General features: G+C 72.2%; 22 protein-coding genes. 11 read left to right on the forward strand and 11 right to left on the reverse strand.

Features of this window, described 5'->3' with window-relative positions; genetic code table 11:
* Positions 1–127: 127 nt before the first annotated feature.
* The 8 genes from NE236_RS04550 to NE236_RS04585 all read right to left on the reverse strand — a co-directional run bounded on the left by NE236_RS04550 (position 128) and on the right by NE236_RS04585 (position 8,189).
* Entirely contained in the window at positions 128–2,230 is a 2,103-nt protein-coding gene (locus NE236_RS04550) for a M6 family metalloprotease domain-containing protein (RefSeq protein ID WP_252840533.1), read from the reverse strand.
* A 193-nt stretch (positions 2,231–2,423) separates the two neighbouring features.
* Complete coding sequence (locus NE236_RS04555; protein ID WP_252840534.1) at positions 2,424–2,915, reverse strand: MSMEG_6728 family protein; 492 nt, start codon at positions 2,913–2,915, stop codon at positions 2,424–2,426.
* Between the two features lie 86 nt (positions 2,916–3,001).
* Positions 3,002–3,238 (reverse strand): hypothetical protein, encoded by a 237-nt coding sequence (locus NE236_RS04560; RefSeq protein ID WP_252840535.1) that lies wholly within the window; start codon positions 3,236–3,238, stop codon positions 3,002–3,004.
* Positions 3,239–3,524: 286 nt separating this feature from the next.
* Positions 3,525–3,698 (reverse strand): hypothetical protein, encoded by a 174-nt coding sequence (locus NE236_RS04565; RefSeq protein WP_252840536.1) that lies wholly within the window; start codon positions 3,696–3,698, stop codon positions 3,525–3,527.
* A 128-nt stretch (positions 3,699–3,826) separates the two neighbouring features.
* Entirely contained in the window at positions 3,827–4,630 is an 804-nt protein-coding gene (locus NE236_RS04570) for a GH25 family lysozyme (RefSeq protein WP_252840537.1), read from the reverse strand.
* Positions 4,631–4,837: 207 nt separating this feature from the next.
* Positions 4,838–6,493, reverse strand: coding sequence for an alpha/beta fold hydrolase (locus tag NE236_RS04575; RefSeq protein ID WP_252840538.1), 1,656 nt, complete (start codon positions 6,491–6,493; stop codon positions 4,838–4,840).
* Positions 6,494–6,990: 497 nt separating this feature from the next.
* Positions 6,991–7,137: a hypothetical protein gene (locus NE236_RS04580; RefSeq protein ID WP_252840539.1), complete on the reverse strand. Its 147-nt coding sequence runs from the start codon at positions 7,135–7,137 to the stop codon at positions 6,991–6,993.
* 263 nt (positions 7,138–7,400) lie between these two features.
* A complete protein-coding gene (locus NE236_RS04585; RefSeq protein ID WP_252840540.1) occupies positions 7,401–8,189 on the reverse strand; it encodes an aminotransferase class IV family protein in 789 nt (262 codons plus the stop codon).
* Positions 8,190–8,380: 191 nt separating this feature from the next.
* Here NE236_RS04585 and NE236_RS04590 point away from each other — a divergent pair, with 191 nt between their 5' ends.
* Complete coding sequence (locus NE236_RS04590) at positions 8,381–9,310, forward strand: hypothetical protein (protein WP_252840541.1); 930 nt, start codon at positions 8,381–8,383, stop codon at positions 9,308–9,310.
* Between the two features lie 50 nt (positions 9,311–9,360).
* Positions 9,361–10,416, forward strand: coding sequence for a quinone-dependent dihydroorotate dehydrogenase (locus NE236_RS04595; RefSeq protein ID WP_372494237.1), 1,056 nt, complete (start codon positions 9,361–9,363; stop codon positions 10,414–10,416).
* A gap of 69 nt (positions 10,417–10,485) precedes the next feature.
* On the opposite strand, the gene NE236_RS04600 is transcribed toward NE236_RS04595, so the two are convergent.
* On the reverse strand, positions 10,486–12,777 hold the full coding sequence (locus NE236_RS04600; protein WP_252840542.1) for a VIT domain-containing protein: 2,292 nt from the start codon (positions 12,775–12,777) through the stop codon (positions 10,486–10,488).
* On the reverse strand, positions 12,774–13,562 hold the full coding sequence (locus NE236_RS04605; protein ID WP_252840543.1) for a MerR family transcriptional regulator: 789 nt from the start codon (positions 13,560–13,562) through the stop codon (positions 12,774–12,776). The genes NE236_RS04600 and NE236_RS04605 overlap by 4 nt, the downstream gene beginning before the upstream one ends.
* Before the next feature lie 138 nt (positions 13,563–13,700).
* Between NE236_RS04605 and NE236_RS04610 the strand changes: the two genes are divergently transcribed.
* The 5 genes from NE236_RS04610 (at position 13,701) to NE236_RS04630 (ending at position 19,581) form a co-directional block, all read left to right on the forward strand.
* On the forward strand, positions 13,701–14,429 hold the full coding sequence (locus NE236_RS04610; protein WP_252840544.1) for a nuclease-related domain-containing protein: 729 nt from the start codon (positions 13,701–13,703) through the stop codon (positions 14,427–14,429).
* Between the two features lie 78 nt (positions 14,430–14,507).
* Complete coding sequence (locus tag NE236_RS04615; protein WP_252840545.1) at positions 14,508–15,569, forward strand: saccharopine dehydrogenase NADP-binding domain-containing protein; 1,062 nt, start codon at positions 14,508–14,510, stop codon at positions 15,567–15,569.
* Positions 15,570–15,801: 232 nt separating this feature from the next.
* Complete coding sequence (locus NE236_RS04620) at positions 15,802–17,469, forward strand: hypothetical protein (RefSeq protein ID WP_252841163.1); 1,668 nt, start codon at positions 15,802–15,804, stop codon at positions 17,467–17,469.
* Positions 17,469–18,125, forward strand: a complete 657-nt coding sequence (locus tag NE236_RS04625; RefSeq protein WP_252840546.1) for a hypothetical protein — start codon at positions 17,469–17,471, stop codon at positions 18,123–18,125. The genes NE236_RS04620 and NE236_RS04625 overlap by 1 nt, the downstream gene beginning before the upstream one ends.
* Before the next feature lie 169 nt (positions 18,126–18,294).
* Positions 18,295–19,581: a C40 family peptidase gene (locus NE236_RS04630; RefSeq protein ID WP_252841130.1), complete on the forward strand. Its 1,287-nt coding sequence runs from the start codon at positions 18,295–18,297 to the stop codon at positions 19,579–19,581.
* 75 nt (positions 19,582–19,656) lie between these two features.
* Here NE236_RS04630 and NE236_RS04635 read toward each other — a convergent pair whose 3' ends face one another.
* Positions 19,657–20,145, reverse strand: a complete 489-nt coding sequence (locus NE236_RS04635; protein ID WP_252841131.1) for an inorganic diphosphatase — start codon at positions 20,143–20,145, stop codon at positions 19,657–19,659.
* Positions 20,146–20,251: 106 nt separating this feature from the next.
* On the opposite strand from NE236_RS04635, the gene dacB reads away from it, so the two are divergent.
* The 4 genes from dacB (at position 20,252) to hpt (ending at position 24,810) form a co-directional block, all read left to right on the forward strand.
* A complete protein-coding gene (gene dacB, locus NE236_RS04640; protein ID WP_252840547.1) occupies positions 20,252–21,631 on the forward strand; it encodes a D-alanyl-D-alanine carboxypeptidase/D-alanyl-D-alanine endopeptidase in 1,380 nt (459 codons plus the stop codon).
* Positions 21,632–21,751: 120 nt separating this feature from the next.
* On the forward strand, positions 21,752–22,861 hold the full coding sequence (locus NE236_RS04645; protein ID WP_372494260.1) for an Rv3626c family coenzyme F420 biosynthesis-associated protein: 1,110 nt from the start codon (positions 21,752–21,754) through the stop codon (positions 22,859–22,861).
* Positions 22,862–23,018: 157 nt separating this feature from the next.
* The gene (gene tilS / locus NE236_RS04650) at positions 23,019–24,167 is read left to right on the forward strand and encodes a tRNA lysidine(34) synthetase TilS (protein ID WP_443612854.1); all 1,149 of its coding nucleotides are present in this window, start codon (positions 23,019–23,021) and stop codon (positions 24,165–24,167) included.
* Positions 24,168–24,237: 70 nt separating this feature from the next.
* Positions 24,238–24,810: a hypoxanthine phosphoribosyltransferase gene (gene hpt, locus NE236_RS04655; protein WP_252840550.1), complete on the forward strand. Its 573-nt coding sequence runs from the start codon at positions 24,238–24,240 to the stop codon at positions 24,808–24,810.
* Positions 24,811–24,877: the final 67 nt, after the last annotated feature.

Below are 24,877 nucleotides of genomic sequence, written 5' to 3' on the forward strand. Positions count from 1 at the left end.
CTCCGCGGACCGGCGGTGGATCGCGGCGGACCATTCCTCGTCGGTCGGTTCGAGTCCGACGGCGAGGGGGCTCGGCGCCACCAGGACGAGCCGGCGGATCCGGTGCGGGTGGCGGGCGGCGTACCGGTCAGCCGACGACCGTGCAGGTCGTCGTCGCCTTCTTGGCCGGGTCGCTCTCGGAGGTGGCGGTGAGCCTGACCCGGCCGGCGTGGACCGCGCCCGTCGCCCTCTTGGCGTAGACCCGCACTGTCGTGCTCTGCCCCGCCTTGGCCGTGGCGAGGGCGTTGGGCAGCCAGGCCGTCCAGCCCTTGCCCGCCGCGGTGGCGGACAGCCGGTAGACGTCGGAGTCACCGTACGGGCCGGCCCCGGGCGCACCGGTGTTGCGCAGCGGCAGCGTGCACCGGGCCCAACCGCGCTGCGGGGCGGCGACGCCGGCGCGGGGCGACAGGCGTACGCCCCGGCGCTGGGTTCCGGCGCCGTCCAGCGACCGGATCGCGATCGTGTACGACAGGATGCCGGTCTTGTCGCGCTTGATGTTGAGCACGTAGAAGTGCAGCCGGTTCGCCTGATCGACGTACTCGTACTCACTGCCCGAGTCGGTGCCCGCGTGGAACAGCGCGTCCGACAGTTGCCGGTAGTCGCCGATCGTCATCTTCTGCGGCGTGCCGTTGGGCAGGACGAAGTCGACCTTGTCGATGTCCTGCGGGTGGGCGTCGACGGTCCAGATGAACGGGGCGGCGTCCTGGTTCTTGGTCTTGGCGAGCAGTACGCCGCTGTCCGGGGTGAACGAGTCGAAGCCCATGCGGTCGACGACCTCGACGGTGTAGTTGTCGTAGCCGCCGCCGTCGCAGAGGGGATCCGTCGAGGTGTCGCAGGCGGGGCTCTTGTCGCCGCCGTTCAACGCCAGGTTGATCCCGGACAGTTCGCCGGAGGCGGGCTGCGCCTCACGGGCATTCACCCTGGCCACCACGATCCCCGACCCGGTCAGGCCGTCGCGGGAGAGGTTCAGGACGTTCGACGGGTCGACGATGCCGAGTTTCATCTTGTTGCGCAGCATGTGCTGGGCGCCCATCGAACTCCCGGCGGTGCCGGGGACCAGCCAGCGGCTGTGCGGGCCGCCGGGGCCGTTGAACGTTCCCCGGCTCAGCATCTCCCACGGGCCGGAGTAGTCGCGGCGCCGGGGAACCGAGTACGGGTTGTTGTAGTTGTCGCCGATCCCGAGTATGTGGCTGAACTCGTGGGCGTAGGTTCCCATCCCTGAGCTCTCCGCCTGGATGGAGCTCCCGTTGGCGGCGTTCGGCCAGATGTTGGCGGAGGCCTGCCAGGAGGTCCAGTCGACGTAGCGGGTCTTGTTCCAGTTCGGCAGCGCCGGGTCCGGCGGCCCCCAGTCGTCGGTGACGTCCTCGCGCGTGTTGAACTTCATCTGCCCGAACTCCTGCCAGGTGGACGACTCGTCCTGCCCGGCGCTGAGGAAGAACACGAAGTCGTACTGCGACGCGACCTGTTCACCGACGTCCGCGACCCACTGAGCGCGCGCGTCCTTGCGGAAGTCGCGGTCGCACGTGTCGCCCGCCGGGCAGCCCTGGCCGCCCTGCATGCTGGACTCCACGCCGTACTCGTGGCTCTTGGCGGGCATCCGGTACGGACCGAACCCCTTCAGGTCGATGCCGTACCGACCGCCGGAGTCCTCCATCCAGTACTCGTGGATGGTGTGCCCGCGGTTGAGCTGCTCGGGCTTGTTGAGGAAGTCCTGGTAGAACTGCGGCACCTGGTCGCGCGGCACGTCGCTCACCGAGGTGGGGTTGCCGTAGATGGTGGAGTTCTTCGGCTGGGAGACGATGAACGACTGGTTCGGATAGTCGACCAGGACCAGCGCGCCCTTGAAGTTCTTGATGGAGCCCGCGCGGGCCGGGTCGTTCCAGTGGGTGTTCGGGATCGCCTTGTAGTCGTCCCAGGTCATCGTGTCCGGCAGCTCGTAGTTCTGCGGGTCGATCGGCCGGGGCGCGTTCTGCGCGTACGACCGCAGGGGCTGCGCCTGCTGCCAGGGTTGGGTCCGCGGCCAGTGCCGCATCTGCCAGGGATTCGGGGTTGGTTTCGGCGGTTTCGCGACCGCGGCCGTGGCGGGCGTGCCGGACAGCAGCAGCATCGCCGCCGAGAGCAGCGCGCACGCGCCGAACACTCTCCGAGGCCGCTTCGTACGCACGCCGGCGAACCGGGCGGGAGCACCCATGACATGTCCTCTTTCGGGGGAAGGGTCCACGTCACCGTCCGCTCCTGGGGTCGGGGGCACGGGGTGTCGGAGCGGATCGGACAGTCGATCATCTCCCGTGGCCCTGGTTCGCACCAGAGATCAGCCAAGGGCCGAGTGGCTGGCTTCGGCCATCACCCCGCGCACCGGCGAGGCGATCACCTCCCGCTGAGGCTCACGGTTCGCCGTGTCGATCCGCCGCGCCCAGGCGGTCGGGGACGGGCCAGACGTACGGCAGGTCGTCGGGGACGTCCGGGAAGAACCGCCCGTAGTGGGCGGGGTCCTTGCGGAGCAGCGCGGATCGGTGGCTGCGGTGGAACTCCGCCTCGCCCAGCCACGGCGGCAGGGCGCCGGCCTGGGCGAGCCGATCCTGATCGCGTGCGACGGCGATCCGCTTCGCCGCCCGCAGTTCGGCGCTCAGGCTCGCGGCGCAGGTGTCCCGGCGGCCGGTGCTGCACCACTGACGGCAGATCTCCAGGCCGTAGCGCGTCAGCGCCTCCTCGTAGCCCGCCCACATCCGGACCGCCGGGTGATGCCGCCAGCCGTATCCGGGAACGGTGAGCCCGCGCAGCACCTGCAGCGCCTCGACCCGCTGCTTCCCGAGGCGGCGCGGATCGAGAATGCGCGCCGTGGCAGCGAAGTCCGCGTACGGAAGGAAGGTCTGCATCGCGTCCCCGGAGTACGGTCCGGACCGGCCGGCGAAAACCGATCGTCCGTGTCCTACCCACGGAACCGAGGCGGGACGGCCCGCGCTCAGCTCCTGATCCCTTGCCGCGGACGACGGCCGGCCTTCCGGGACCGGTGCTCCGACCAGTGCCGGAGGAGGAGACGGAGGACGGTCAGAGCGGCGTGCCGGCGTTCGGCGTCCCTGGACCAGACGGCAGGGAGGACGACGACGGCGACGAGGACCAGGACGACGAGAACGGCGAGGCAGGCACTCAGGCCCGGGAGGAGCGCGATCTCCTCGTAGCCGCTCAGGGAGTGAGTCACGGACGAACCTCCGGCCAGGTGGAAGCGCCGGAGGTCTCTTCCGCCCATGGCCAGGGCCATGGACCGACGGCACCGGGCCTGAAGTCGAGCACCGTGATGACGACGCCGCCGCGGGGGAATACTCCCCTCCTGGGTCCCGATGGTAAAGCGTCGCCACCGGCACGGCCAGAGCAGATTTCACCGAGGGGGCCCATCTCAGTTCCCGCAGCCCGCCGATCCCGTACAGAATGCTCGATGAACGGCCGATTCCCTGGCGGCTTTCGGCGTTTTATCCGGTTTCTTCGAGTCAATGCCCGCACATTCGGCGCGCGTCCGACCCCCCGTCGATCGTGTGCGCCACGAAAGCGTCGTGATTCGCGGGGGACATGGGGTTGAGTACCCCGTCGACGTCCACGTACAGCAGCGGCCTGGTCGCCGGCCGGCTGCCAGGCCGCAGCACACCCCCGATGCCCCAGGCCATGGGATCATCGTCCCCGACGAACCGGCACGGCGGAACCCGGTCACGCCGATCGACAGAGGCGCCACCGGGACTCGGCCGTGTGCACCACCGCCATCGACGCCCGCCGCGCCGACGACAGTGCCGACCGGCTAGGCCGTGAGCAGTTTGCGGTAGACCGTGGCGGACTTGACGTAGTCCTCGTCGCCGTAGACGCCCTTGTCGGTCCACTGCCAGATCGTGTAGGAGCTCCACGCCGACGGGACCGGGATCTTGTGGGCGGTGGCCTTGTGGTCGTTGACCCACAGCCGGTCCTTGGCGGAGAACGCCTTCGAGTTACCGGTGCAGTCGATCCACCAGTCCTTGAACGTGTTGATGACCGCGTAGCGGCCCGTACGGGCGTGGTACTCGTTCAGGAAGGCGCCGATCCACGTGACCATCTTCGCGTGGCTCAGGCCGTAGCACTTGTTCTTGCCGTACGGGTTCTTCTCGATGTCGAGCACGCCGGGCAGGGTGTGGCCGTCGGCCTTGCCCCCGCCGCCGTGGGCGATGAAGTAGTCGGCCTGACGCTTGCCGTTCGCGGTGTTCGGCGTGGCGAAGTGGTAGGCGCCGTGGGCCAGGCCGGCCTTGCGCGCGCCCGCGTACTGGGACGCGAAGGTGGAGCTGACGTACCGCACGCCCTCGGTGGCCTTGATGTAGGCGAACTTGTTGCCCCTCGCCTTGACCGACGCCCAGTTGATCTTCGCTTGGTAGGCGCTGACGTCGATGCCGGGAATGAGGCCCTTGGGCCGGGATGCCGTGCGTACGGTGCTGTCCTGCGGCTGGGCCGCCGTTCCGGCGGCGTCCTGGCGCGCGTCGGCCTGCCGCGGGGCCGGGGACGAGCACCCGGTCAGGACGCCGCAGGCCAGGCTCGCGGCCACGGCGGCGCTGAGGGGGACGAGGGTGGTCTTCCGCACGGATGAGGCTCCTTGGGCGATGATCTTGGCCTGAGGGACCCTATCGTCCGTTTCGCCCTGACCTGTCGCCTTTGCCGACTCTTGACCTCCGCGCGCACGAGGCGCTCGGTCGTCAGTGTCGGGGAATCGCTCACCGGCCGACCCTGTCGGGACGGATGCGCGAAAAAGGGGCCCTCGGGTCGAGGGCCCCTTTCGCCGTACTTGGTGTTACTTGATGACCTCGCGCTCGGCGGACGCCGTGCTCTTGGCGGTGGCCGCCGGCGGGGTCGGGTCGCCGAGCTGGGACACGTGAACGGTGTCCTGCTTGGGCAGCGCCCCGTTCAGGAAGTAGGCGTCGAAGTAGGAGTCGACGCCACCTGGGCGCAGGTCGCCGCGGTGCACGATGCAGTGCGTACGGTCGCCGTCCTGCACGACGAGGTGCGAGCCCTTCAGGGCCTTGTGCAGTTCGAGCGCGCCCGCGTACGGGGTGGCCGCGTCGGCGGTGGCCTGGAACATCAGGATGTTCTTCGGCAGGTCCTTGGTGTGGCCGACCTTGACCGGCGTGCCCGCCTTGGCGTTCCAGTACAGGCAGGGCGCGTTGAACCAGACGTTGCCCCACGTCTCGAACGGCGCGGTCCGGTTGACGCGCACGGCGTCGGCGCGCCACTTGTTCCAGTTCAGCGGCCAGTGCGTGTCGGTGCACTGGACGGCGTTGTACACGGCGAACTCGTTGTCGTCGCTGCCGCCGGTCGTCTGGGCGCCGAAGGTGCCGACGAACTTCTCGACGTCGTTCGTCTTGTAGGCGGCCAGGCCGACCGCGTAGGAGTTCCACACGGCCTGGCTGCGCCGGTACGCCGCGGTCTGGATGCCGTCGACGAGCTCGTCCGGGCCGACCGCGGAGACCGCGCCGCTGGAGTCCTTGAAGGTCACGGCCTTCTTGCCCAGGGCCGCATCGAGGCCGTAGAAGAACTTGTGGACCTTCGCCGGGGTGTTACCCAGGTGGTACACGTTGTCGTACTTGGCGATCCAGCCGAAGTAGTACTCGATGTTCTTGTCGAACGCGTAGTCCTGGTCCAGCTGGGCGTCGTACCAGACGTGCTTGGGGTTGACGTTCCCGTCCAGGACCATGCGGCCGACGCGCTTGGGGAAGACCGTCGCGTACACCTGGCCGAGGTAGGTGCCGTACGAGGCGCCGTAGTAGTCGAGCTTCTTGTGTCCCAGCGCCTTGCGGATCGTGTCCATGTCACGAACCGAGTCGATGGTCTTGATGTGGTCGAGCAGGTCCAGCTTCGAACCCGCGCCGAACTTCTTGTAGCACGCCTGGGCGTAGGCCTTGGTCTTGAGCAGCCAGGCCGCGTCGTCCGCCTTGCCGCCGGTGCCGTACTCCGGCCGCGGGGCGTTGCTGTAGTTCTCGTCGCAGGTGAGCTTCGGCGTGCTGAACCCGATTCCGCGCGGGTCGAAGCCGATGACGTTGTACGCCTTCTGCATCGCGGCCGAGTTCTGCGCGTAGACGCGCGCGCCGAACAGGGCACCCTCACCGCCCGGGCCGCCCGGGTTGACCAGGATGTCGCCCTTGGCGGTGCCCGAGCCCTGGTGCGGCGTACGGGTGACCTCAAGGGTGATCTTCTGGCCGTTCGGGTGGGCGTAGTCCAGCGGCGCCTGGAGTTCGGCGCACTGAATGATCGTGGATACCTTGACCGGGCCGAGGGCGTCGTACGCCTTCGCTCCGTTCACGATGTCCGCCGAGCAGGCGTGCCAACTGAGGCTCGCCGGGCGGAAGGCATCGGACGTGTCCGTGGCCGCGGACGCGCTTGTGGCGCCGGCAAGGCCGAGTCCGGTCATACCGAGACCGGCCGTCGCGGCAACGACGACAAGCTTCTTCACGAGACCCCTTTCGGGCCGGGCGTGACGGGCCCGGCCGACAGTGAACAAGGGGAGATTGTCGTTCCGGACAATCCGTGACATAAGGCCGAAAGTAAGAAGTTTGCCAAAATGTGACGCATTACGGCAGGTGTTCCCAGTGGGAGTGACTGCGAGTGGTCGACGGGGGCCGGTGCGTCACTCGGCCGGCGGTCGGGTGCGGGTCGCAGTCGCCGGCAGGGATCTTCGCGGGGCCGGCCACGGGTGCCGGGGCCGCTCCTCATTCGCCGTGCGATCGCCGCCCGCCGATCCGGCGTTTCGTATCGCGATGTCAGGTCGAATGACGCGGAATGCTCGGCCGAGGCCGAAAGGAGATGGGGGTTTAGAGTGCTTTATCCGGTTCTGTGATGGCGGTTACCGAGCGTTCGGTTCGTTCATCGCGGTCTTCCTCCCCGGATGCCGAGGAGGAAGGCCGTTGAGTGCGATATTCCGGGCAGAGGAATGGTGCCCGGGCCCTGGCGTCACCAGGTGATCAGTGGAAGCCGCTCGGTGGCGATGAACAGCCACGCGACCACAACCACCAAGGTGGCCAGGCGGAACGTGTGGCCCCACGTACGCAGTGCGAGCCGCACCGTCCTCCCTACTTCCTGGGCGGTGGTTGACTTCATGTGGTCCCCCCTAAAAGTAGAAAAGACGCCCATTCGGGCGCCCATGACCAGCTCGAAAATGGTAGTTGACGGTGATGGTGGTTGCTATTGCCTTACTGCCTCCCAGCGACAGATCTGGTCTCTGTACTGTCGGTGATCTTGCCGGACCGTGTCAAGTTTCGCACGGTAAAGAATTGGCCTGCTCCATCGGTCGTGCAGAACACCCTTACCGGGAATGAATGCCGATGCGCGGGAAATGCCGAATTCCGCCCAGGGTCCGGGCGTCAGATCACGTCCCAGGGGACCGACGCGTACGCCTCGGTGAGGGTCTCGACCAGCCCCGGATCGACCGGGAGGGTCAGGTCGTCGACCCGGTCGACCGGCGCGACGCCCCCGGAATTGGCGACGAACACCGTGTCGAACGCCGGCAGGTCGGCCACGCGAACGGTGCGCCGCCGCGAGGGAAGCCCGCGGGCCGCCAGCGCCGGTTCGAGCACCTGCATCGTGATGCCCCGCAGCGCGGGAGCGTCGGGCCAGACGACCGAGTCGCCGTCGAAGAAGCCGACGTTGGCGATCGACGTCTCCGAGATGACGCCGCCGGGCCCGGTCAGCAGCGCGTCGTCGAAGCCCTCACGCTCGGCCGCCATCCGGTGGTGGATCTGGCCGAACGCCCCGACGTGCTTGATGTGCGCGACCGGCCGCTCATAGCGCACCGTCCGCAGGCCCTGCGGGGCCGCGGGCATGCCCCCTGGCGGGCGGACGATCACCATCACCGAGACGTCCTCCGCGTCGACCGGCCGGAACACCGTGACCCGGATCGTCGCGTCCGGGATGTCGTCACCGAGCGCGTGGCGGATGTGGCCGCGGACCCGGTCGCCGTCCAGGCCGAGGCCGAACAGCTCCCGGTTGGCGGCGTCCAGCCTCGCCAGATGGAGATCGAGGCCGCGGGTGCGCCGGTCCCGGACCTGCATGACGGTGAGGTGGCCGTAGTTCACCAGCGCGAGGTGCCGTAGCCGGTCGGCGGTCGCCGGGCCGCCGTCGACCTCGACGCGGAGGGGAGCCGGAGTCGCCATGATCACACGATAGCGAGCGCGGCGCCCAGCCCGGCCGCGTCCTCCTCACCGCGCCCGATGCCGAAGACGCGGCCACCACCGTGCCGACCTCACCGGGCCCGAGCCCGCGCCGGGCCGTCCCGTTGGAACCTTCCAGCCGGCCCGAGAGTCGTACAGCCTTACAGCCCAGAGGAAACACGAACAGGAGGACCATGACGCTCCCCGCCTATGACCTCGTCGGTGAGACTCTGCTGCGCGCCCTCGCGGAGCGCGGCTTCCAGGCGACCCTGCCGGAGCCCACGACCCTCGAGATCGTCCTGCCGGACGGCCACTGCCTCACGCAGGACATCACCGAGTGGCGCCGGAACGCCGACCGCGGCGGCCCGGCCGTGGTGCCGCGGATCGCCGCCGAGTTCGCCGATCAGGCCGCGACGGTGCTCGGCCGGTACGCCGCCCAGCAGCGGGCCGGAGGGATGCCATCGCCCGAGAGCCTCCGGACGCGGATCTATACCGACGAGGCCATCGGCGACATGCGGGACGGCGTGGTGGCCCGCCGGCTCGCGCCCGGCCTGCTGGAGACGGTGGTCATCGACCACCCCGACATGATGACGGTCCTGAACCGCGCCGACCTCGGTGACGCGGACGAGAACCGGGTCTTCGGCACGGCCCTCGCCAACTCCATCGGCGCCGAGCCCCACTACGCCGAGAGCGACGACGTGCAGGGCGTTCCCGTGACGCACATCGGCGGCACGCACCGGTACGTCGGCGCGCACGTCCACGTTCTCGGGCGCCACGTCGACCCCTCCCGCGCCCCGTACGGAGCGCTGGTCTCCTTCCCGGTCCCCGAGTACGTGATCGTTCATGTGATCGAGGACGACGTGCACCTCTTCGGGGCGATGGAGGTCATGCAGGCCCTTACGGAGCACCAGTTCGAGAGGGGCGAGAAGTCGATCAGTCCCCAGGTCTACTGGTGGCGGCCCGGCCCGTACGAGCGGCTGCCCGAAGAGGAGGCCCTCGCCGGCGGCGGGGTCCCCGACCTGCGCCCGGTGGGCATCGAGATCGACCACGAGGACAAGACCGTCACCTCCGGGACCGCGGACACCGCCGAGCTCGTCGACCTGTGGATGCTCGACCGCGCCTGAGCGAGGGCTGGACGACGCGGCGTCGCGGGGCGCTGAGAGAATCGCGTCTGATGTATTCACTCGTGTTCTCGCTGATCCTCCGCCGCCTTCCGGCCGAGACCGTCCACCGGATGAGCTTCGCCGGGCTGCGCCTCCTCGGCGCGGTCCCCGGGGCGGTGCCGCTGCTGCGCCGCGCCCTCGGTCCCCGCGACCCGGCGCTGCGGGTCCGCGCCCTCGGCCTGGAGCTCCCCGGGCCGCTCGGACTCGCCGCCGGGTTCGACAAGGACGCCGAGGTGTACGAGGCGCTGGGCGCGTTCGGCTTCGGGTTCGTGGAGATCGGTACGCTCACCGCCCGCCCGCAGCCCGGCAACCCGAAGCCGAGGTTGTTCCGCCTCGTACGCGACCGGGCGATCGTCAACCGGATGGGTTTCAACAACCACGGTGCTCGGGCGGCGGCCGCACGCCTCCGGCGGCACCGGAACGTCATCGTCGGCGTGAACATCGGCAAGACCAAGGTGGTGCCGGAGGCCGAGGCCGTCGCGGACTACGTCGAGAGCACCGAGGCGCTCGCCGCGCTCGCCGACTACCTCGTCGTCAACGTCAGCTCCCCGAACACCCCCGGCCTGCGGAACCTCCAGGCCGTCGAGCACCTGCGGCCGCTGCTCACCGCCGTACGGGAGGCCGCCGACCGGGTGTCCGACCGCCGGGTGCCGCTGCTCGTGAAGATCGCCCCGGACCTCGCCGACGCCGACGTCGACGCGGTCGCCGACCTGGCGCTCGAACTCGGCCTCGACGGCATCATCGCCACCAACACCACCATCTCCCGCGACGGGCTGGCCACCGATCCGGCCGAGGTCGAGGCGGCGGGCGCGGGCGGCCTGTCCGGGGCACCGCTGAAGCGGCGGTCGCTCGAGGTGCTGCGGCGACTCCGCGACCGGGCCGGCGACCGCCTCGTGCTCATCTCCGTCGGCGGCGTCGAGACTGCCGATGACGCCTGGGAGCGCCTCCGCGCCGGGGCGACGCTCGTCCAGGCGTACACGGCGCTGATCTACGGCGGCCCCCTGTGGCCCCGCACGATCAACCGCGGCCTCGCGCGCCGCCTGCGCGGTACGGCCGCCCGCCGCTGACGCGGGCCGCGCCCCGAGGATCCTCCGGGCTCGGCCCGCGAAGATCCACCGGTCACGGTCCGGCGGCGCTCAGCGGGGACGCCAGAACGGCTTGCGGGCGGCCTTCTCGTCCACGAAGGCGGCGAGCTCGCGAAGCGTACGGTCCCACAGCTCGTCCAGCTCCCGGCCACGGGGGCCCGCCGGGTCGTCGCAGGTACGGAGCGCGGCGACGAGGTCGGTGAGCCCGCCGGGGACGAGCACCTCCAGGCGACTGCCCAGGTCGGCGAGGATCTGGCGGCGTTCGAGCTCCGAGGCCGGCCGGTCCGCGCGCAGGCGCCGCAGCTCCTCCGCGACCTGGGCTCGGGCGTCCACGGCCGTCGACGGCTCACGCCGGGGCATCCGCGTCCGGGCCGCGCTGAAGCCCCGCACGGGTCCGCCCGGGGCCGCGCCGCTCGGTGGCGGAGCGGCGGCCGGAGCGGGCGCGGGCGGCCCTCCGTACCCGCCAGGGGCGGCCGGAGCGCCGTACGAGCCCGGCGCGAAGGCGGCGGCCATGGCGACCGGCGCCGCCTCCCAGCCGGAGGGCGGCTCGACGGGCTGGATCACCTTGTGCGCCGGCGCGCTGTCGGCCGCGACGCGGGTGTCGACGGCCACGAAGGCGGTGAACCGGCAGAGCACGCCGTACCGCAGGGACGTGTCGACGATCCGCTCGATCTCCCGCTGCGGGTCGCCATCGCCCGCGATGTGCCGGTCCTCCAGCTCCCGGAGGTGGGCGCGGGCCCAGATCGCGGTGGCCGCCGGATCGTCGGTCTCCACGGGCTCCAGGCGGCGCTCCCAGGGTGCGCCGTCGGCCGCGACGCCGCGCAGGGTGACGGCTCCGGGCGCGGTGCACCGCCCGCGAACGACCAGGGGCACGCCGGGGAACAGGTCGCCCGGCCGCGCCGGCGTCAGGGTGTCCGGGACGGCCGAAGGCATCTCCAGGGACACGCCGGTCACGGCCGGGGTGGCGATGCGCCGGTGGACGTGGTCCATGACCTCGTCGAGACGGTCCTCCGACTCGACCAGTTCGCACCGGCCGGCGCCCGCGGCGGCGAGGCGGCCCAGGAATCCGGCGTTGACCGCCCGGTCGATGCCGATGGTGTGGACGCGGAGGCCGTCGAGGGACAGCCGCCCGAGGACCTGGTCCTCGTTTCCGACCTGGCCGTCGGTGACCAGGACGATGATCCGGTCGCGGCCGGCGTCACCGGACAGGAGCGCGACCGCCTCCTCCAAAGGGCGCAGGATCTCGGTGCCGCCGCGCGCATCGAGCCGGGCCAGGTGCTCGACGGCGCGGTACCGGTTGCGGTCCGTCGCGGCGGACAGCCCCTCGGGAAGGGCCCACTCGATCTCGTGGTCGAAGGACAGCACGGCGAACCGGTCGCCGCCATCCGGGGTTCCGCCGCGCAGGGTGTCGACGATGCGGGCGGCGGCGCGGCGCGCGGCCACCATCTTCCAGCCGCCCATGCTGCCGGAGCGGTCGAGAAGGATGACGACGTCGCGTGGGCGCGGCGCGGCCGGGCCCGCGGGCGGCAGCACCGTCACGGTGAACGTCTCGCCGGACACCGCGCACGAGGCGCCGGCGGCGTACCGCAGCCGCAGGACGAAGTCGCGGTCGAGCCGCTCGCCCGGCTCCAGCCGCAGGGTGCGGCCGTCGGTGGTCACCGTGTGCAGGCTGGACCGTACGCCGTCGAGGGCGAGCCCGGCCGGGTCGACGTCCACGGACAGCTCGAGCCGCACCGGGTCGGGAAAGCCGGGCAGCAGCACCGGCGGGCTGATGCGGGACGCGTCGGGCACCGCGTCGGTGTCGGATCGCGTGCCGGAGCCGGCGGACGGGCCGTCCAGCGGCGCGCCGGGGATGTAACGGGGCGCGACGACGAGGGGGAACCGCAGCGTGGCCTCCCCGTCCTCGTACGGCAGGGGCTGGCTGAGCGTGAGGCGTACGGTCACGCGCTCGCCCGGCAGGATGTTGCCGACGCTCATGGTGAACACGTCGGGCCGCTCCTCCTCGGCCAGCGCCGCCCGCTGTCCGGCCGCGAGCGCCGCCGCGTAGTCCTCGCGGGCCTGGCCGCGCTCCTTCAGCACGCCCTCGACGACGCGGTCGGCGGCCTCCATGCGCATTTCGGTGACGGCGGCGCGGTCGGGCAGCGGGAAGACGTAGGTCGCCTCCAGCGGGACGTCGAAGGGGTTCTGGAACCCCTGGGTCATCGTGACGCGGGCGGACAGGCCGGTGACCGCCGCCCGTACGTCGACCGACTCGAGGGGCAGGTTGCCGCGTTCGGTGCGCAGGGCGCCCAGCCCGGCCTCCGGCATCGGCTCCACATCGCCGGACAGCGTTTCGATCTTCACAGGAGGCCCCTTTCGGTGAGCAGGTCGAGCAGGGGAGCCGCGGCGGCCACGATGGCGGCGGCGTCGTCGGAGGACGGGGACGAGTCGAGGAGCAGCGTCACGCCGGGAGCCAGCCGGACTCCGCGGACGAGCAGGTCGTCTTCCCTCGTATGGGACATGCCAGGAGCGGACCCGGCCGCCGGCCGCCTGAGCGGAGACGCCGGCGGCTCGGGCTGGAACGCCGGCCGCTCGGGCTGGAACGCCGGCCGCTCGGGCTGGAACGCCGGGCGCCCGGGTGGGGGCGCCGGGCGCTCGGCCCAGAACCGGCGGGCGCCCGGGACCGCGCGGCCTCTGCCGGCATCCCGGGAGGGAAGGACCGCGCCGGGCTCCGATTCTGAGGGAAACGTGCCGGGCTCCGGGGCCGAGTGGATCGCGCCGGGCTCCGTGGTCGCCTCTCCCGAGCTCGCCGGCACCGCGTCGAAGGCGTCGAGGGTGTCGAGCCGGGCGATCCGCCGCAGCGTCGCGTCGGTGGCGCCGGTCAGCTCGGCCTGGATGTCGGCGAGGGAGCGGCCCTCCGCCTGGCGGCGCTTGACGGCCACGAGCTGCAGCAGGTGCCGCGGGCCGTACACGGCGACGCGACCGCGCCGGCTCAGCGGCGGGTCGACCAGGCCGATCGTCACATACCACCGGATCGTGCGCTCGTTGGGCAGGTCACGGACCCGTCCGCCCGGCCGTGGCGAACGCCCGTCGGTCAGGGCGGAGGCGGCCAGGGCCGTCAGCTCCGCGAGCGTCCATGGTCCGTCCATGCCTCCACGATGACACTGTAACTATTGCAGTGTCAATGACGCTCGGGTCCGCACTTCGTCAAGCGGCTTGAACAGGCCGTTCAAGTGCCTTGAACCGCCGGCGCCTCGACAGCACCCTTTCCGATGAGGAGGAGTGCCGTGTCCGGACGAGGTGCGTCCATGGCCGGCGCGTCGGCGCGGGCCAGATACCGGGCCCTGCGGGCGCAGCAGCGACAGGAGCGAGCCGTCGCCCGGCTCGTCGTCTCCGGTGTCGCCGGATCCATGGCCGCAGGGCTGCTCGGCTGGCTGCCCGGGGTGGCGGTCGGTGTGGGCCTGCTGCTCGCGCACCTTCTGTACTTCCGCGTCCGGCCCTGCGCGCTGACCGCATGGCGGCGGGGCGCGGCCGCCGAGCGGCGGACGGGCCGCCGGCTGTCCCGGCTGGACCCGGCGTACTTCCACGTCCTGCACGACCGGGCGCTTCCCGGCGGTCTCCGGGTGAATCTGGATCACCTGGTCGTCGGCCATACCGGCGTGTACGCGATCTCCTCGCGACGGTGGCCGCCGCTGACCCGGTTGCGGGCGGACGGCCGGCTGTGGGCCGGGCCGCGGCGGCTGACGCGCCTTCCCGTCCGGGCCCGCCGGGCCGCCTCGGTGGTCGCGGACCGCATCGCCGCCGAGACCGGTCGCGAGGTCGAGGTGTCTCCGGTGATCGCCGTGCACGGTGGTCGGCTGCCGCGCGGCGGGATCCTGTTCGACGGGGTGCTCCTGCACCGGGCCGAGCGCGTGAACCGGCTCATCGAGCGGCAACCGGTGCTGTTCACCACCGCCGAAGTGGCGGCGATCGCCGCCGCCGCAGAACGCATCCTCCCCCCGATGATCGACATATGACGAAAAACCGGCACGCTTCGTGACGGATTAGTACGCTCAGCGCGACAGCCGAAGATTTTTCACAGCCGGGGAGATCGCATGGAGGGTCGCATCGTGGTCTTCGGCGCGACCGGCTACACCGGCAGGCTGACCGCGCGCACCCTGGTCGCCCAGGGGGTACGGCCCGTCCTCGCCGGGCGGAACGCCGAGGCCCTCGCCGCGCTCGCCGACGAACTGGGCGGCCTCGACACCGCGTACGCGGACGCCACCGAGCCGCGGACGGTCCGCGCCCTCGTCGAACGCGACGATGTGCTCGTCACGACGGTCGGCCCGTTCCTCCGGTACGGCCAGTCGGCCCTCGCCGCGGCGGTCGACGCCGGTGCGCACTACCTCGACACGGCGGGGGAGTCGCTGTTCGTGCGCGAGGTGTTCGAGGGGTACGGCGTCAAGGCGAGCTCCGCCCTTCTCCCCGCCTTCGGCTACGACTACGTGCCCGGGAACCTGGCCGGGGCCCTCGCCCTCGACCGGGTCGGCGAGGACGCCGTACGGGTCGACGTCGGCTACTTCGTCGGCGGCGGCTCCCTCGTGCGCGGGCTGTCCGGCGGAACCCTCGACTCGGCGTCCGGCCTGCTGGCCACGCGCATGTACACCTACCAGGACGGCGTCGTCGAGGAACCACGCTCCCGGGTACGGGACTTCGAGATGGCCGGCCGGTCGCGGATGGGGGTGTCCATCGGGGCGTCCGAGCACTTCACGCTGCCGGCGTCCTATCCCGGGCTGCGTGAGGTCAACGTCTACCTCGGCTGGTTCGGCGCGGCGACCCGGGCCGCCGCCCGGCTGCCGCGCGGCCGGGCCGCCGTCGCCGCGATCCGTGTGTGCGGTGGAGGGCTGGCCCGCCTGGCCCGCCGACGGGCCGGCAAGGGCACGCTGACGTCGCGGATCGTGGCGGCAGCCTACGACGCGGACGACGCCCTGCTGACCGAGGTCCACCTGTCGGGCGGCGATCCGTACGATTTCACGGCCGGAATTCTCGCGTGGGGTGCCCGCCAAGCCGCCGGTGGAATGACGGAAACGGGGGCGCTCGGGCCGGTTGCGGCTTTTGGGTTGTCCGAACTGGAAGCGGGCTGTGCCACGGCGGGAATAGCGCGCGTCACGGGCTGAGGAATCGGCCGCGGGATGCGGGTCGGATCCATGCGAGCTCGCCACGCTGCCGACCTGCGACAAGACGATTTAGCGCGCAGTTCCCGGTAAATCTCGATAATCGGTTTAAATGCCATCGAATCGGCCTATTAGTCATCAGTCTGGAGATCGTTTATCCGGCGCGCCAAATTATCTACGCAAGGCTCGCTGGAAACAGTTGAATGCGAGGCGGAAAAGGCTTTACCTTCGCGCCATGGAAGACCGCCTCCTGGTCGGTGGCCTGCGGTCGGGCGATCCCGGCGCGATCGGCGCGGTGTACGACGCGTACGCCGATCGTCTCTACGACTATTGCTGGTTCCAGCTGCGCAACCGTGAGACGGCGCAGCTGGCCCTGCGCGACGCGCTCCTCGGCGCCGAGGCCCACATCGGTGAGCTGCGCGCCCCTGAGCGGTTCGGGCTCTGGCTGTACGCCCTGACGCGGATCGAGTGCCGCCGCAGGCGGCCTCCGGGGGTGCTGCACCCCGACCTGGCCGTCGCCCGGCACGACCAGGACGACGTCGACCTGCGCGTGATCGCCTGGCGCGCGGTCACCGGGCTGCCGGCGCTCAGCCAGGAGCTCCTCGACCTGCGCCACCGGCACGCCCTCACCCCCGCCCACATCGCCGGTGTCGTCGGGCTGCCGGCCCGCGAGGTCACCGACCTCCTCCACCAGGCGAGCGCCCTGCTGGAGGCGGCCGTGCTCGCGGAGATCCTCGCCCACGACGACCCGTTCGAGTGCGACGGGCGGGCGGCGATCCTGCGTAACCGCTGCGGGGAGCTCGGCGACGACCTGCGTGAGGCACTGGTGTGCCACGGTATGGAGTGCGGAGTCTGCGCCGCCCACCTGCCGCGCACGATCTCCACCGCGAAGGTCTGCGCGCTGCTGCCCCACGCCACGCCGCCCGACTCCCTGCGGCAGCAGGTCACCAGTTGCTTCACGGACCCGCGGCTGGCCGGCTACCGGCTGTTCGCCGCCGCCCGACTGCGCGGCTTCGGGGCCCGCGGATTCCCCGCGCAGCAGGGGCCCGGGCGCTCGCGCACGCCCGCCCGTGACTCGCGCTGGCCGCGCGGGCTGATCGCGGTGACCGGCGCGGTGTTCACCGCGGTCAGCGCCGTGACGGTCTGCCAGTGGCTCAGCCAGGACACCCACCGCACCCACGTCGCCGGCGGTACGGTCCCCGCGCCCCGCGCGCGCGTGCCCAGTCCCGGCCTGATCGGCGCGCCGGCGGTCGGACGGCCGGTGTCGGCGACGTTCCCGCTCGGCCCTCGCGACCGGGCCGTGGCGCCGAGCGCGCTGGACGGGGCGCGGCCGAAGGCCCTCGATCCCGCCCACGGCGACGGACGGCTCGACGTCGCGCCCGGCCGACTCGTGCTCGGCCCCGGCGACAGCGGCACCATCACCCTCCGCGCGGTCGGCGGGCCGGTCCGATGGCAGGCCGCGGTGACGGGCGCGGCGACCGTCAGCCCCGCCGGTGGATCGCTCGACCGCGGAGAGACGGCCACGGTGTCCGTCCAGGCCCCGGACGACGGCCCGGGCGGCGCCGTCATCGTCTTCTGGCCTACCGGCGCGCGCGTGGCGGTCGACTGGAGCGGCCCGGCGTCCCGCCCGCCGCATTCGTCCCCGCCGCCCACCGGCACGCCGCCCACCGACACGCCGCCCGCGTCACCGCCGACCTCCACGCCTGCGCCCCCGCCCTCTGCGCCCCCGCCCTCTGCGCCTGCGCCCCCGCCCTCGACCCGGCCGCCCCTGAGCCGGTCGCCCGAGCCCCCGTCGACCACCCCGCCCTCCGCCCACTCCGACCCACCGGAGCCGCGGCCCGTCCCAGAAGGACATCCCGGCCCGGCCCGGCACCCGGCCCCGTCGGCCGAGGGCACCGGCTGATGCCGGCGTTCACGGTGCGCCCCGGCGATCTGCGCGGCGACGTGGTCGCTCCGCTCGCGGTCGCTCCCCGGCTGGTCGACATGGTCGAGCGGATCCAGCGGGCCCCGTGGCCGCAGTGGCTAGAGCCCGGTGTCCGGATGCGCCGCGAGGTGGCCGAGCTGTGCCGGCTCCAGGCGGCGCGCGGGCTGACGGTCCTGGCCTGGCTCGCCGAGGGCGACGCCCCGGGCGACATCGACTGGCTGCTCGACACCCATCGGCTCACGGGCCGGCGGCAGGAGCGGATGTACGGCGCGGCCGAAGGGCTCGCCGACCCGGTCCGCGAGCTCGTCGTCGCCAACTGGACCTGGGTGCTGTCCACCACCCACGGCGGCCGGGTGACCGCTCCGTTCTTCGCCAGCCGCGCCTATCCGGACGACGGGTACGCCGCCGCGCACGCGACCGTCACGCTGCTGCAGCTGTGGGACCGCGTCCCCGAGGTGCGCCAGGCGCTCGCCGTGGCGTGGGCCGCGACGCGCACCCCGGCCGACTGGTGCAAGGCGGCCGAGCTGAGGGCCGGACACGGAGGCGAAGTGCCGATCTTCACCTATCCGCGGGGACCGCTGCCGCCGAAGTCCGCGGTGCGGCCGTGGATCGGCAGACTCCTGCGCTGCGCCTGACCACCGCCCGCCGCTCGCCTTCCTGCGGGAACCCAAGTCTGACCGGCCCCCGCCGCTCGCCTTCCTGAGGGAACCACGACGGTGACGGGTGTTTCTCTTGTGACTGATGGGGCTACGTGAGTGACAGATCACTCGCGAGGAGCCGGTCCGAGGGGGCACTTTGTCAGTTGTGATCCGGCGCCGGCTCGGCGCCGTGGTGTTCGCGACGCTCGCGATCGCCGGCCCGCCGGCCGGCCCGGTCGGCGCCGAACCGGCCGCCCTGTCCCCTGGAGCGCCCGGCGCCCGCTTCGCGGAGCCCGGGCCGCCCAGCGCCAGTGACGTCGCGCGGGGCAGGGAGCGGGTGCGCGAGGAGACCGCTCGGGTCGGACGCATCGGGGCCGCCCTCGCTCAGGCCGACGGGCTGCTCGACGACCTCGGTGACCAGGCGGAGAGCGCCGTCGAACGCTACAACGGCGAACGCGTCAGGCTCGCCCAGGCCGGCGCGGCGTACGAGGCGGCCGTGCAGCGGTCCGCGCAGGCGCGACGCCGGCTCGCCGAGGTGCGGGACGACGTGGCGGCGCTGGCGGCCGGTGCCTATCAGAGCCAGGGCGGCCTGCTGTCCGGCGCCGCCGCTCTGGGCGGGCCGGGGGGACCCGCCGGGTTCCTCGCGCGGGCGACCACGATGCAGGTGCTCGCCAACCGCCAGCACGCCCTGCTCCAGCGGGAGGCCGCGGTCAGGACCGTCGCGGATGTCTTCGAACGTCAGGCGCGCGACGCCCTGGCGGCCCGCCAGGAGGCGACGCGCAGCGCCGCCGACGCCTGGCACGGGGCCGTCACGGCGGTGACGCGGCAGCAGGAGGCCGTGAAACGGATCCAGGGACGGAAGGCCGCCCTCGTCGCCGAGCTCGACGCGGCCCGGACGCACGCCGCGGCCCTGGAGCACGCCCGCGCCGCGGCCCTCGAACGGGCCCGCCTCGGAGCCCAGAGGACCGTCTCGTCGCATCACGTGGTCCTCACCGGTACGGCCGGCGGCCGGGCGCTCGTCCGCGGACTCACGCGAGGAACCGACATGGGCTCCGTCGCCGCCTCCGCCGCGCTGAAGTGGCTCGGCACGCCGTACTCCTGGGGCGGCGGCAATGAGACAGGGCCGACCCGGGGCATCGCCCAGGGGGCGGGCACGGTGGGGTTCGACTGCTCGGGCCTGGTGACGTACGCCTGGGCGCGGGCCGGGCTCCGGCTGGTCCACTACGCGACCGCGCAGTACAGCGCCGGACCGCACCCGGCGCGGAGCGAGCTGCGCCCGGGCGACCTGGTCTTCTTCGCGCACGATCCCGCCGATCCGAGCACGATTCACCACGTCGGGATCTACATCGGCGACGGCCGGATGGTCGAGGCGCCGTTCACCGGCGCACGGGTACGGATCTCTCCGGCGTTCCGCCCGGACTACGCCGGAGCGACCCGCCCCGTCGTCGCTTAGGGCCGGCTTCGAGACAGGCCCTAGAGCCCGCGCGGAATGGGCGCCAGGTCAGGGCGGTCCGTTCCGCGCGGGCTCTCAGTGACCGTGCGTCGCCGCCCGCTTGAGCGAGCGCTCGATCTCGGCCTCGGCCTCGACGCGGCCGGTCCAGCTCGCGCCCTCGACGGACTTGCCGGGCTCGAGGTCCTTGTACACCTCGAAGAAGTGCTGGATCTCCAGCCGGTCGAACTCGGGTACGTGGTGAATGTCGCGCAGGTGTTCCATGCGGGGATCCGTGGCGGGCACGCACAGGACCTTGTCGTCGCCGCCGGCCTCATCGGTCATTCGGAACATTCCGACCGTACGGCACCGGATCAGGCAGCCGGGGAACGTCGGCTCCTGGAGGAGGACCAGCGCGTCGAGCGGGTCGCCGTCCTCGCCGAGCGTGTTGTCCACGAATCCGTAATCGGCGGGATACTGCGTCGAGGTGAACAACATCCGGTCCAGCCGGATACGGCCGGTCTCGTGGTCCATCTCGTACTTGTTGCGCTGACCTTTCGGAATCTCGATAGTGACGTCGAATTCCACAATGTCCTCCGCTCCCCGGGGCGGGCCGAGGTAGTTCTGGTTGGATGTTGGCTCGTACAAGGATGTCGCACGTCATGACTACACGGCGATGGGGGAGGGGCGTCACGTGCCGAGGCCTGAGCGCGTCATGGCCATGCTCACACTGGCGCTCCTGAACGTTTTCCTCGTCGCCGCCGCGCTCGCAGTGGTCAAGCTCACACCAGACCGTTCCCTCGCGGTGCGCCCGCCAACCGTTGCGGAGCGGGCGATCGTCAGCGCGGCCGCGCCCGCGCTGGGCCCGACGTCCGCGGCCGCGCCCGCCCCGGGCTCGGGCAACCTCGCGTCGCGGCTGGACGGCCTCATGAGCAGGGCCGGGATGGGCTCCGACCTGACGGGCACCGTGATCGACGCGAGCACCGGCCGGGCGTTGTACACCAGCAACGCCGACCGATCGGCCGTCCCGGCCTCGACCACCAAGCTGGTCACGTCGACGGCGGCGCTCGCCGCCGTGGGGCCCGATCACCGGCTCACCACCAAGGCGGTCAAGGGTGGCGGGGGCGTCGTCCTCGTCGGCGGCGGCGACTCGACCCTGACCCGTACGGCGGCCAAGAACGCCTACCCGCGCCCGGCCTCGCTGACCGACCTGGCGAAACAGACGGCGGCCGCTCTCAAGGCGGCCGGCACCCGCAGCGCGCGCGTCGACTACGACGTGTCCCTGTTCCAGGGAAGGCAGATGGGGCCGGGTTGGAAGCCCAACTACGTCTCCGAGGGCGACGTCTCCCCGGTGTGGGCGCTCGAGGTGGACGAGGGCAGGGTCGCCCCGTCCTCGCACGTGCGCGTGCAGAATCCGCCCCGGATCGCCGCGGACGCGTTCGTGAAGCTGCTGCGGAAACAGGGGATCTCCGCGACCATCGGCTCCTCCACCACCGCGCCGCGGGGTGCCCGGCAGCTCGGCGCCGTGCAGTCACCGCCGGTGTCCGCGCTGGTCGAGGCGCTGCTGACCAACAGTGACAACGACATGGCCGAGGCGATGGCCCGCCAGGTCGCCCTCGCCCGCCACCGGCCGGCGTCCTTCGCCGGGGGAGCCGCGGCCGTGCACGACGTGCTGGCGGGGCTCGGGCTGGCGAACGGCGTCGCGACCGTCGACGGCAGCGGTCTGTCCCCCAACAACCGGATCACTCCGAATGCCCTGGCCCGGATCCTCGTCGCCGGGTCCTCCCCTGCCCACCCCGAGCTGGCCTCGGTGATGTCCGGCATGCCGATCGGAGGCTTCTCCGGCACCCTCGCCTTGCGGTACCGCACCGGCACCGCCGCGGCCGGGATGGGCCTAGTCCGGGGCAAGACCGGCACGCTCAACAACGTCAACACGCTCGCCGGCGTCGCGTACGACACCGACGGCAGGCTGCTGGCGTTCGCCTTCATGGCCAACAACGTGGCGAACTCCGAGGCCGCGAAGGCGGCGCTCGACAGTCTGGCCGGCACCCTCGCGACGTGCGGCTGCCACTGACGCCGTTCCGGGAGTCGATCGGGCCCGTTCACGCGTTGGGCCGATATGGGCATGCCCCCGACACCAGCGGGGACGTACCGTAGAGGTGCCCGGCCGGAGAGGTTTGTGATGCCAGCATCCATGATCGACTGGAACGTCGCCGTACAGACGGGGACCCGCCTCGTTCGCTCGGGACCCCAGGTGAGCCCCACCGAGGCTCGCCAGGTCGTCGTCGAGCTCAGAGACCTGTCGCGGATCGCGCAGGGCCATGTCCGTGACTTCACCGGGATGGACGGCGCGCTCGACCCGTCCCCGGCGAAGGTCGTCGACCGCCCGGGCTGGATCAAGGCGAACGTCGACGGCTTCCGTGTCGTCCTCGAACCCCTGATGGAACAGCTCCAGGAGCGCCGGGGCGGCGGCATGCTCGGCGGCCTCGGCGGAGCCGCGGGCGGCGCGGTCGTCCAGGCCGTGGGATCGCGGGTGACCGGAGCCCAGGTCGGCGCGATCCTCGCGTACATGGCCAGCCGCGTCCTCGGCCAGTACGAGCTGTTCCTGCCGCCGGACCCGACCGGCCGCGCGCCGACGGGGCGGCTGACGCTCGTCGCGCCCAACATCGTCAGCGCCGAGCAGGAGCTGGACGTCGACACCCGTGACTTCCGGCTGTGGGTCTGCCTGCACGAGGAGACGCACCGGGCTCAGTTCGCGTCGGTGTCGTGGCTGCGCGCGTACGTCCAGGACCAGATGACGGCCTTCCTGCTCGCCGCCGACCTCGACCCGGGGGCGCTGCTCGACCGGCTGCGCGACGTGGGCGAGGCGGTCGCCGACGCGGTGCGCGGCGGCGAGGGCAACCTCATCGACGCCATCCAGACGCCGGAGCAGCGGGAGATCCTCGACCGCCTGACCGCCGTGATGACGCTGGCCGAAGGCCACGGCGACTACGTGATGGACGCCGTCGGCCCCGAGGTGGTGCCGAGCGTGGCGGAGATCCGCGCCAAGTTCCAGCACCGCCGTGCGGGCGGCTCGCAGGTCGACCGGGCCATCCGCCGCCTGCTCGGCCTCGACATGAAGATGAAGCAGTACGCCGAGGGCGCCCGGTTCGTCAGGCAGGTCATCGACCAGGCCGGCATGGACGGGTTCAACCGCGTCTGGACCTCCCCGAACACCCTGCCCACCCACGACGAGATCAAGGATCCCGCCCTGTGGGTCGGCCGGGTCATCGGCAAGCCGGAGCTGCCGCCCACCGCCGAGTGACCGGCGGGCGGGGACTCAGGCCGTCCGGTGCGGCGCTGTGCTCGCGTACCGCCTCGGGACGCCGGGCGGAGGCGGCCCGCGTCGGCGTGGAGACCACCGTCGCCGAGCTCCGGCACGGCCGTATTCGGCGGGGGTCGCCCCTCCGCCGGTCGCCGCGCTGGAGAATGGGGCCGTGGGACCTGATCCGGCGGTCGCGGCGGTACGCCTGGCGGTCCGCGGCACGCTCCGCGAGATCGAGCCGGGCGACCTGGTGCTCGTCGCGTGCAGCGGTGGCGCCGACTCGCTCGCGCTGGCCGGGGCCCTGGCCTTCGAAGCGGCCAGATCCGGCCACCGGGCCGGTGGCATCACCGTCGACCACGGTCTGCAGGAGGGTTCGGCCGAGCGCGCCGCCGGCGTCGTACGGACGATGGCGGGGCTCGGACTCGACCCGGTGGAGGCCGTGCGCGTCGCCGTCGGCACGTCCGGTGGCCCCGAGGCGGCGGCCCGCGACGCCCGGTACACCGCGCTCGCCGACGCCGCCGCGCGCCATCGCGCCGCCGCCGTCCTGCTCGGACACACCTTGGACGACCAGGCCGAGACCGTGCTGCTCGGCCTGGCGCGCGGCTCCGGCGCGCGATCCCTGGCCGGGATGCCGAAGGCGGCGGGCCGCTACCGTCGGCCGCTGCTCGACCTCGACCGCGACCTGATCCGCCGCGCGTGCCTCGCCATGGGCCTGGCACCCTGGGACGACCCGCACAACGGCGACCCGGCCTTCGCCCGGGTGCGGGTCCGCCGCGACGTGCTCCCGGTGCTGGAGAGGGAGCTCGGACCGCGGGTCGCCGCCGCGCTGGCCCGTACGGCGCGGATGCTGCGCGACGACGCCGACGCCCTCGACGCCTGGGCCGAGCGCGCGCTCCGGGAGGCCACCGTCCCGGCCGGCGCGCCCACCCCTCGGTCCGCGGGCGGATCGCCGCCGGCCGAGACCGGCGAAGGAGCGGCGCATGGGCGCCGGGCCGGCGCGTCGCCGCGGGAGGCGGGAGGGGCGGCCGTTCCCACGGCGGATGCGCGAACGGAGAAGGCCCCGAGCGCGCTGCGCGTCGGCGCGTTGGCCGAGCTGCCGCGCGCCGTGCGCACCCGGGTCCTGCGCCGGGCGGCGATCGCCGCGGGCAGCCCGCCGGGCACCCTGGCGGCCGTCCACATCGACGCGGCGGACGCGCTCGTTACGGCGTGGCGGGGCCAGTCCCACGTGGACCTACCCGGCCGGGTTCGGGTCTGGCGCCGGTATGAAAAGCTGCTCTTCGGGCCGTCCGAATCCTCCGAAATCTAGACGACCCGGAGTGTTCGGGCGGGCAGGGACTGGCGCGGCCCGTGGCCGCATGATCGCGAAAGGCTCTGCGGTGGACGAAACGGACATGCGGGCAGATCTGGAGAAGGTACTCATCCCGGAGGAAGAGCTCCAGGAAAAGATCCGGGAGCTCGCCGCCAAGATCGACGCCGACTACGCGGGCCGGGAGATCCTGCTCGTCGGGGTACTCAAGGGCGCGGTGATGGTCATGGCGGACCTGGCCCGCGCGCTGCACTCACCCGTCTCGATGGACTGGATGGCCGTCTCGTCGTACGGCTCCGGCACGCAGTCCTCCGGCGTCGTGCGCATCCTCAAGGACCTCGACGCGGACATCATGGACCGCCACGTCCTGATCGTCGAGGACATCATCGACTCCGGGCTCACCCTGCACTGGCTGATGAGCAACCTGGAGTCGCGCGGCCCCGCGTCGCTGGGGGTCTGCGCGCTGCTGCGCAAGCCGGACGCCGCCAAGATCGAGGTCGACGTGAAGTACATCGGGTTCGACATCCCCAACGAGTTCGTGATCGGTTACGGCCTGGACTACGCCGAGCGCTACCGCAACCTTCCCTTCGTGGGCACACTTGCGCCACACGTCTACGGTGGAAGTGGGGAACAAGAGGGTTAGCTTAGTACGTTGCATCTTGCGAAGTAGTGCACCGGTCGTCGTGCTGCGGTCTTCCGTGAGACCGGTG

The sequence above is a fragment of the Actinoallomurus purpureus genome (assembly GCF_024055795.1).
GTDB classification, from domain to species: Bacteria; Actinomycetota; Actinomycetes; order Streptosporangiales; family Streptosporangiaceae; genus Actinoallomurus; species Actinoallomurus purpureus.

What these genes read in the sequence shown, in the direction of transcription:
- NE236_RS04550 (WP_252840533.1), bottom strand. Translation starts at nt 2,230, where the DNA reads ATGGGTGCTCCCGCCCGGTTCGCCGGCGTGCGTACGAAGCGGCCTCGG.
- NE236_RS04555 (WP_252840534.1), bottom strand. Translation starts at nt 2,915, where the DNA reads ATGCAGACCTTCCTTCCGTACGCGGACTTCGCTGCCACGGCGCGCATT.
- NE236_RS04565 (WP_252840536.1), bottom strand. Translation starts at nt 3,698, where the DNA reads ATGGCCTGGGGCATCGGGGGTGTGCTGCGGCCTGGCAGCCGGCCGGCG.
- NE236_RS04580 (WP_252840539.1), bottom strand. Translation starts at nt 7,137, where the DNA reads ATGAAGTCAACCACCGCCCAGGAAGTAGGGAGGACGGTGCGGCTCGCA.
- NE236_RS04585 (WP_252840540.1), bottom strand. Translation starts at nt 8,189, where the DNA reads ATGGCGACTCCGGCTCCCCTCCGCGTCGAGGTCGACGGCGGCCCGGCG.
- NE236_RS04590 (WP_252840541.1), top strand. Translation starts at nt 8,381, where the DNA reads ATGACGCTCCCCGCCTATGACCTCGTCGGTGAGACTCTGCTGCGCGCC.
- NE236_RS04595 (WP_372494237.1), top strand. Translation starts at nt 9,361, where the DNA reads ATGTATTCACTCGTGTTCTCGCTGATCCTCCGCCGCCTTCCGGCCGAG.
- NE236_RS04605 (WP_252840543.1), bottom strand. Translation starts at nt 13,562, where the DNA reads ATGGACGGACCATGGACGCTCGCGGAGCTGACGGCCCTGGCCGCCTCC.
- NE236_RS04615 (WP_252840545.1), top strand. Translation starts at nt 14,508, where the DNA reads ATGGAGGGTCGCATCGTGGTCTTCGGCGCGACCGGCTACACCGGCAGG.
- NE236_RS04620 (WP_252841163.1), top strand. Translation starts at nt 15,802, where the DNA reads ATGGAAGACCGCCTCCTGGTCGGTGGCCTGCGGTCGGGCGATCCCGGC.
- NE236_RS04625 (WP_252840546.1), top strand. Translation starts at nt 17,469, where the DNA reads ATGCCGGCGTTCACGGTGCGCCCCGGCGATCTGCGCGGCGACGTGGTC.
- NE236_RS04645 (WP_372494260.1), top strand. Translation starts at nt 21,752, where the DNA reads ATGATCGACTGGAACGTCGCCGTACAGACGGGGACCCGCCTCGTTCGC.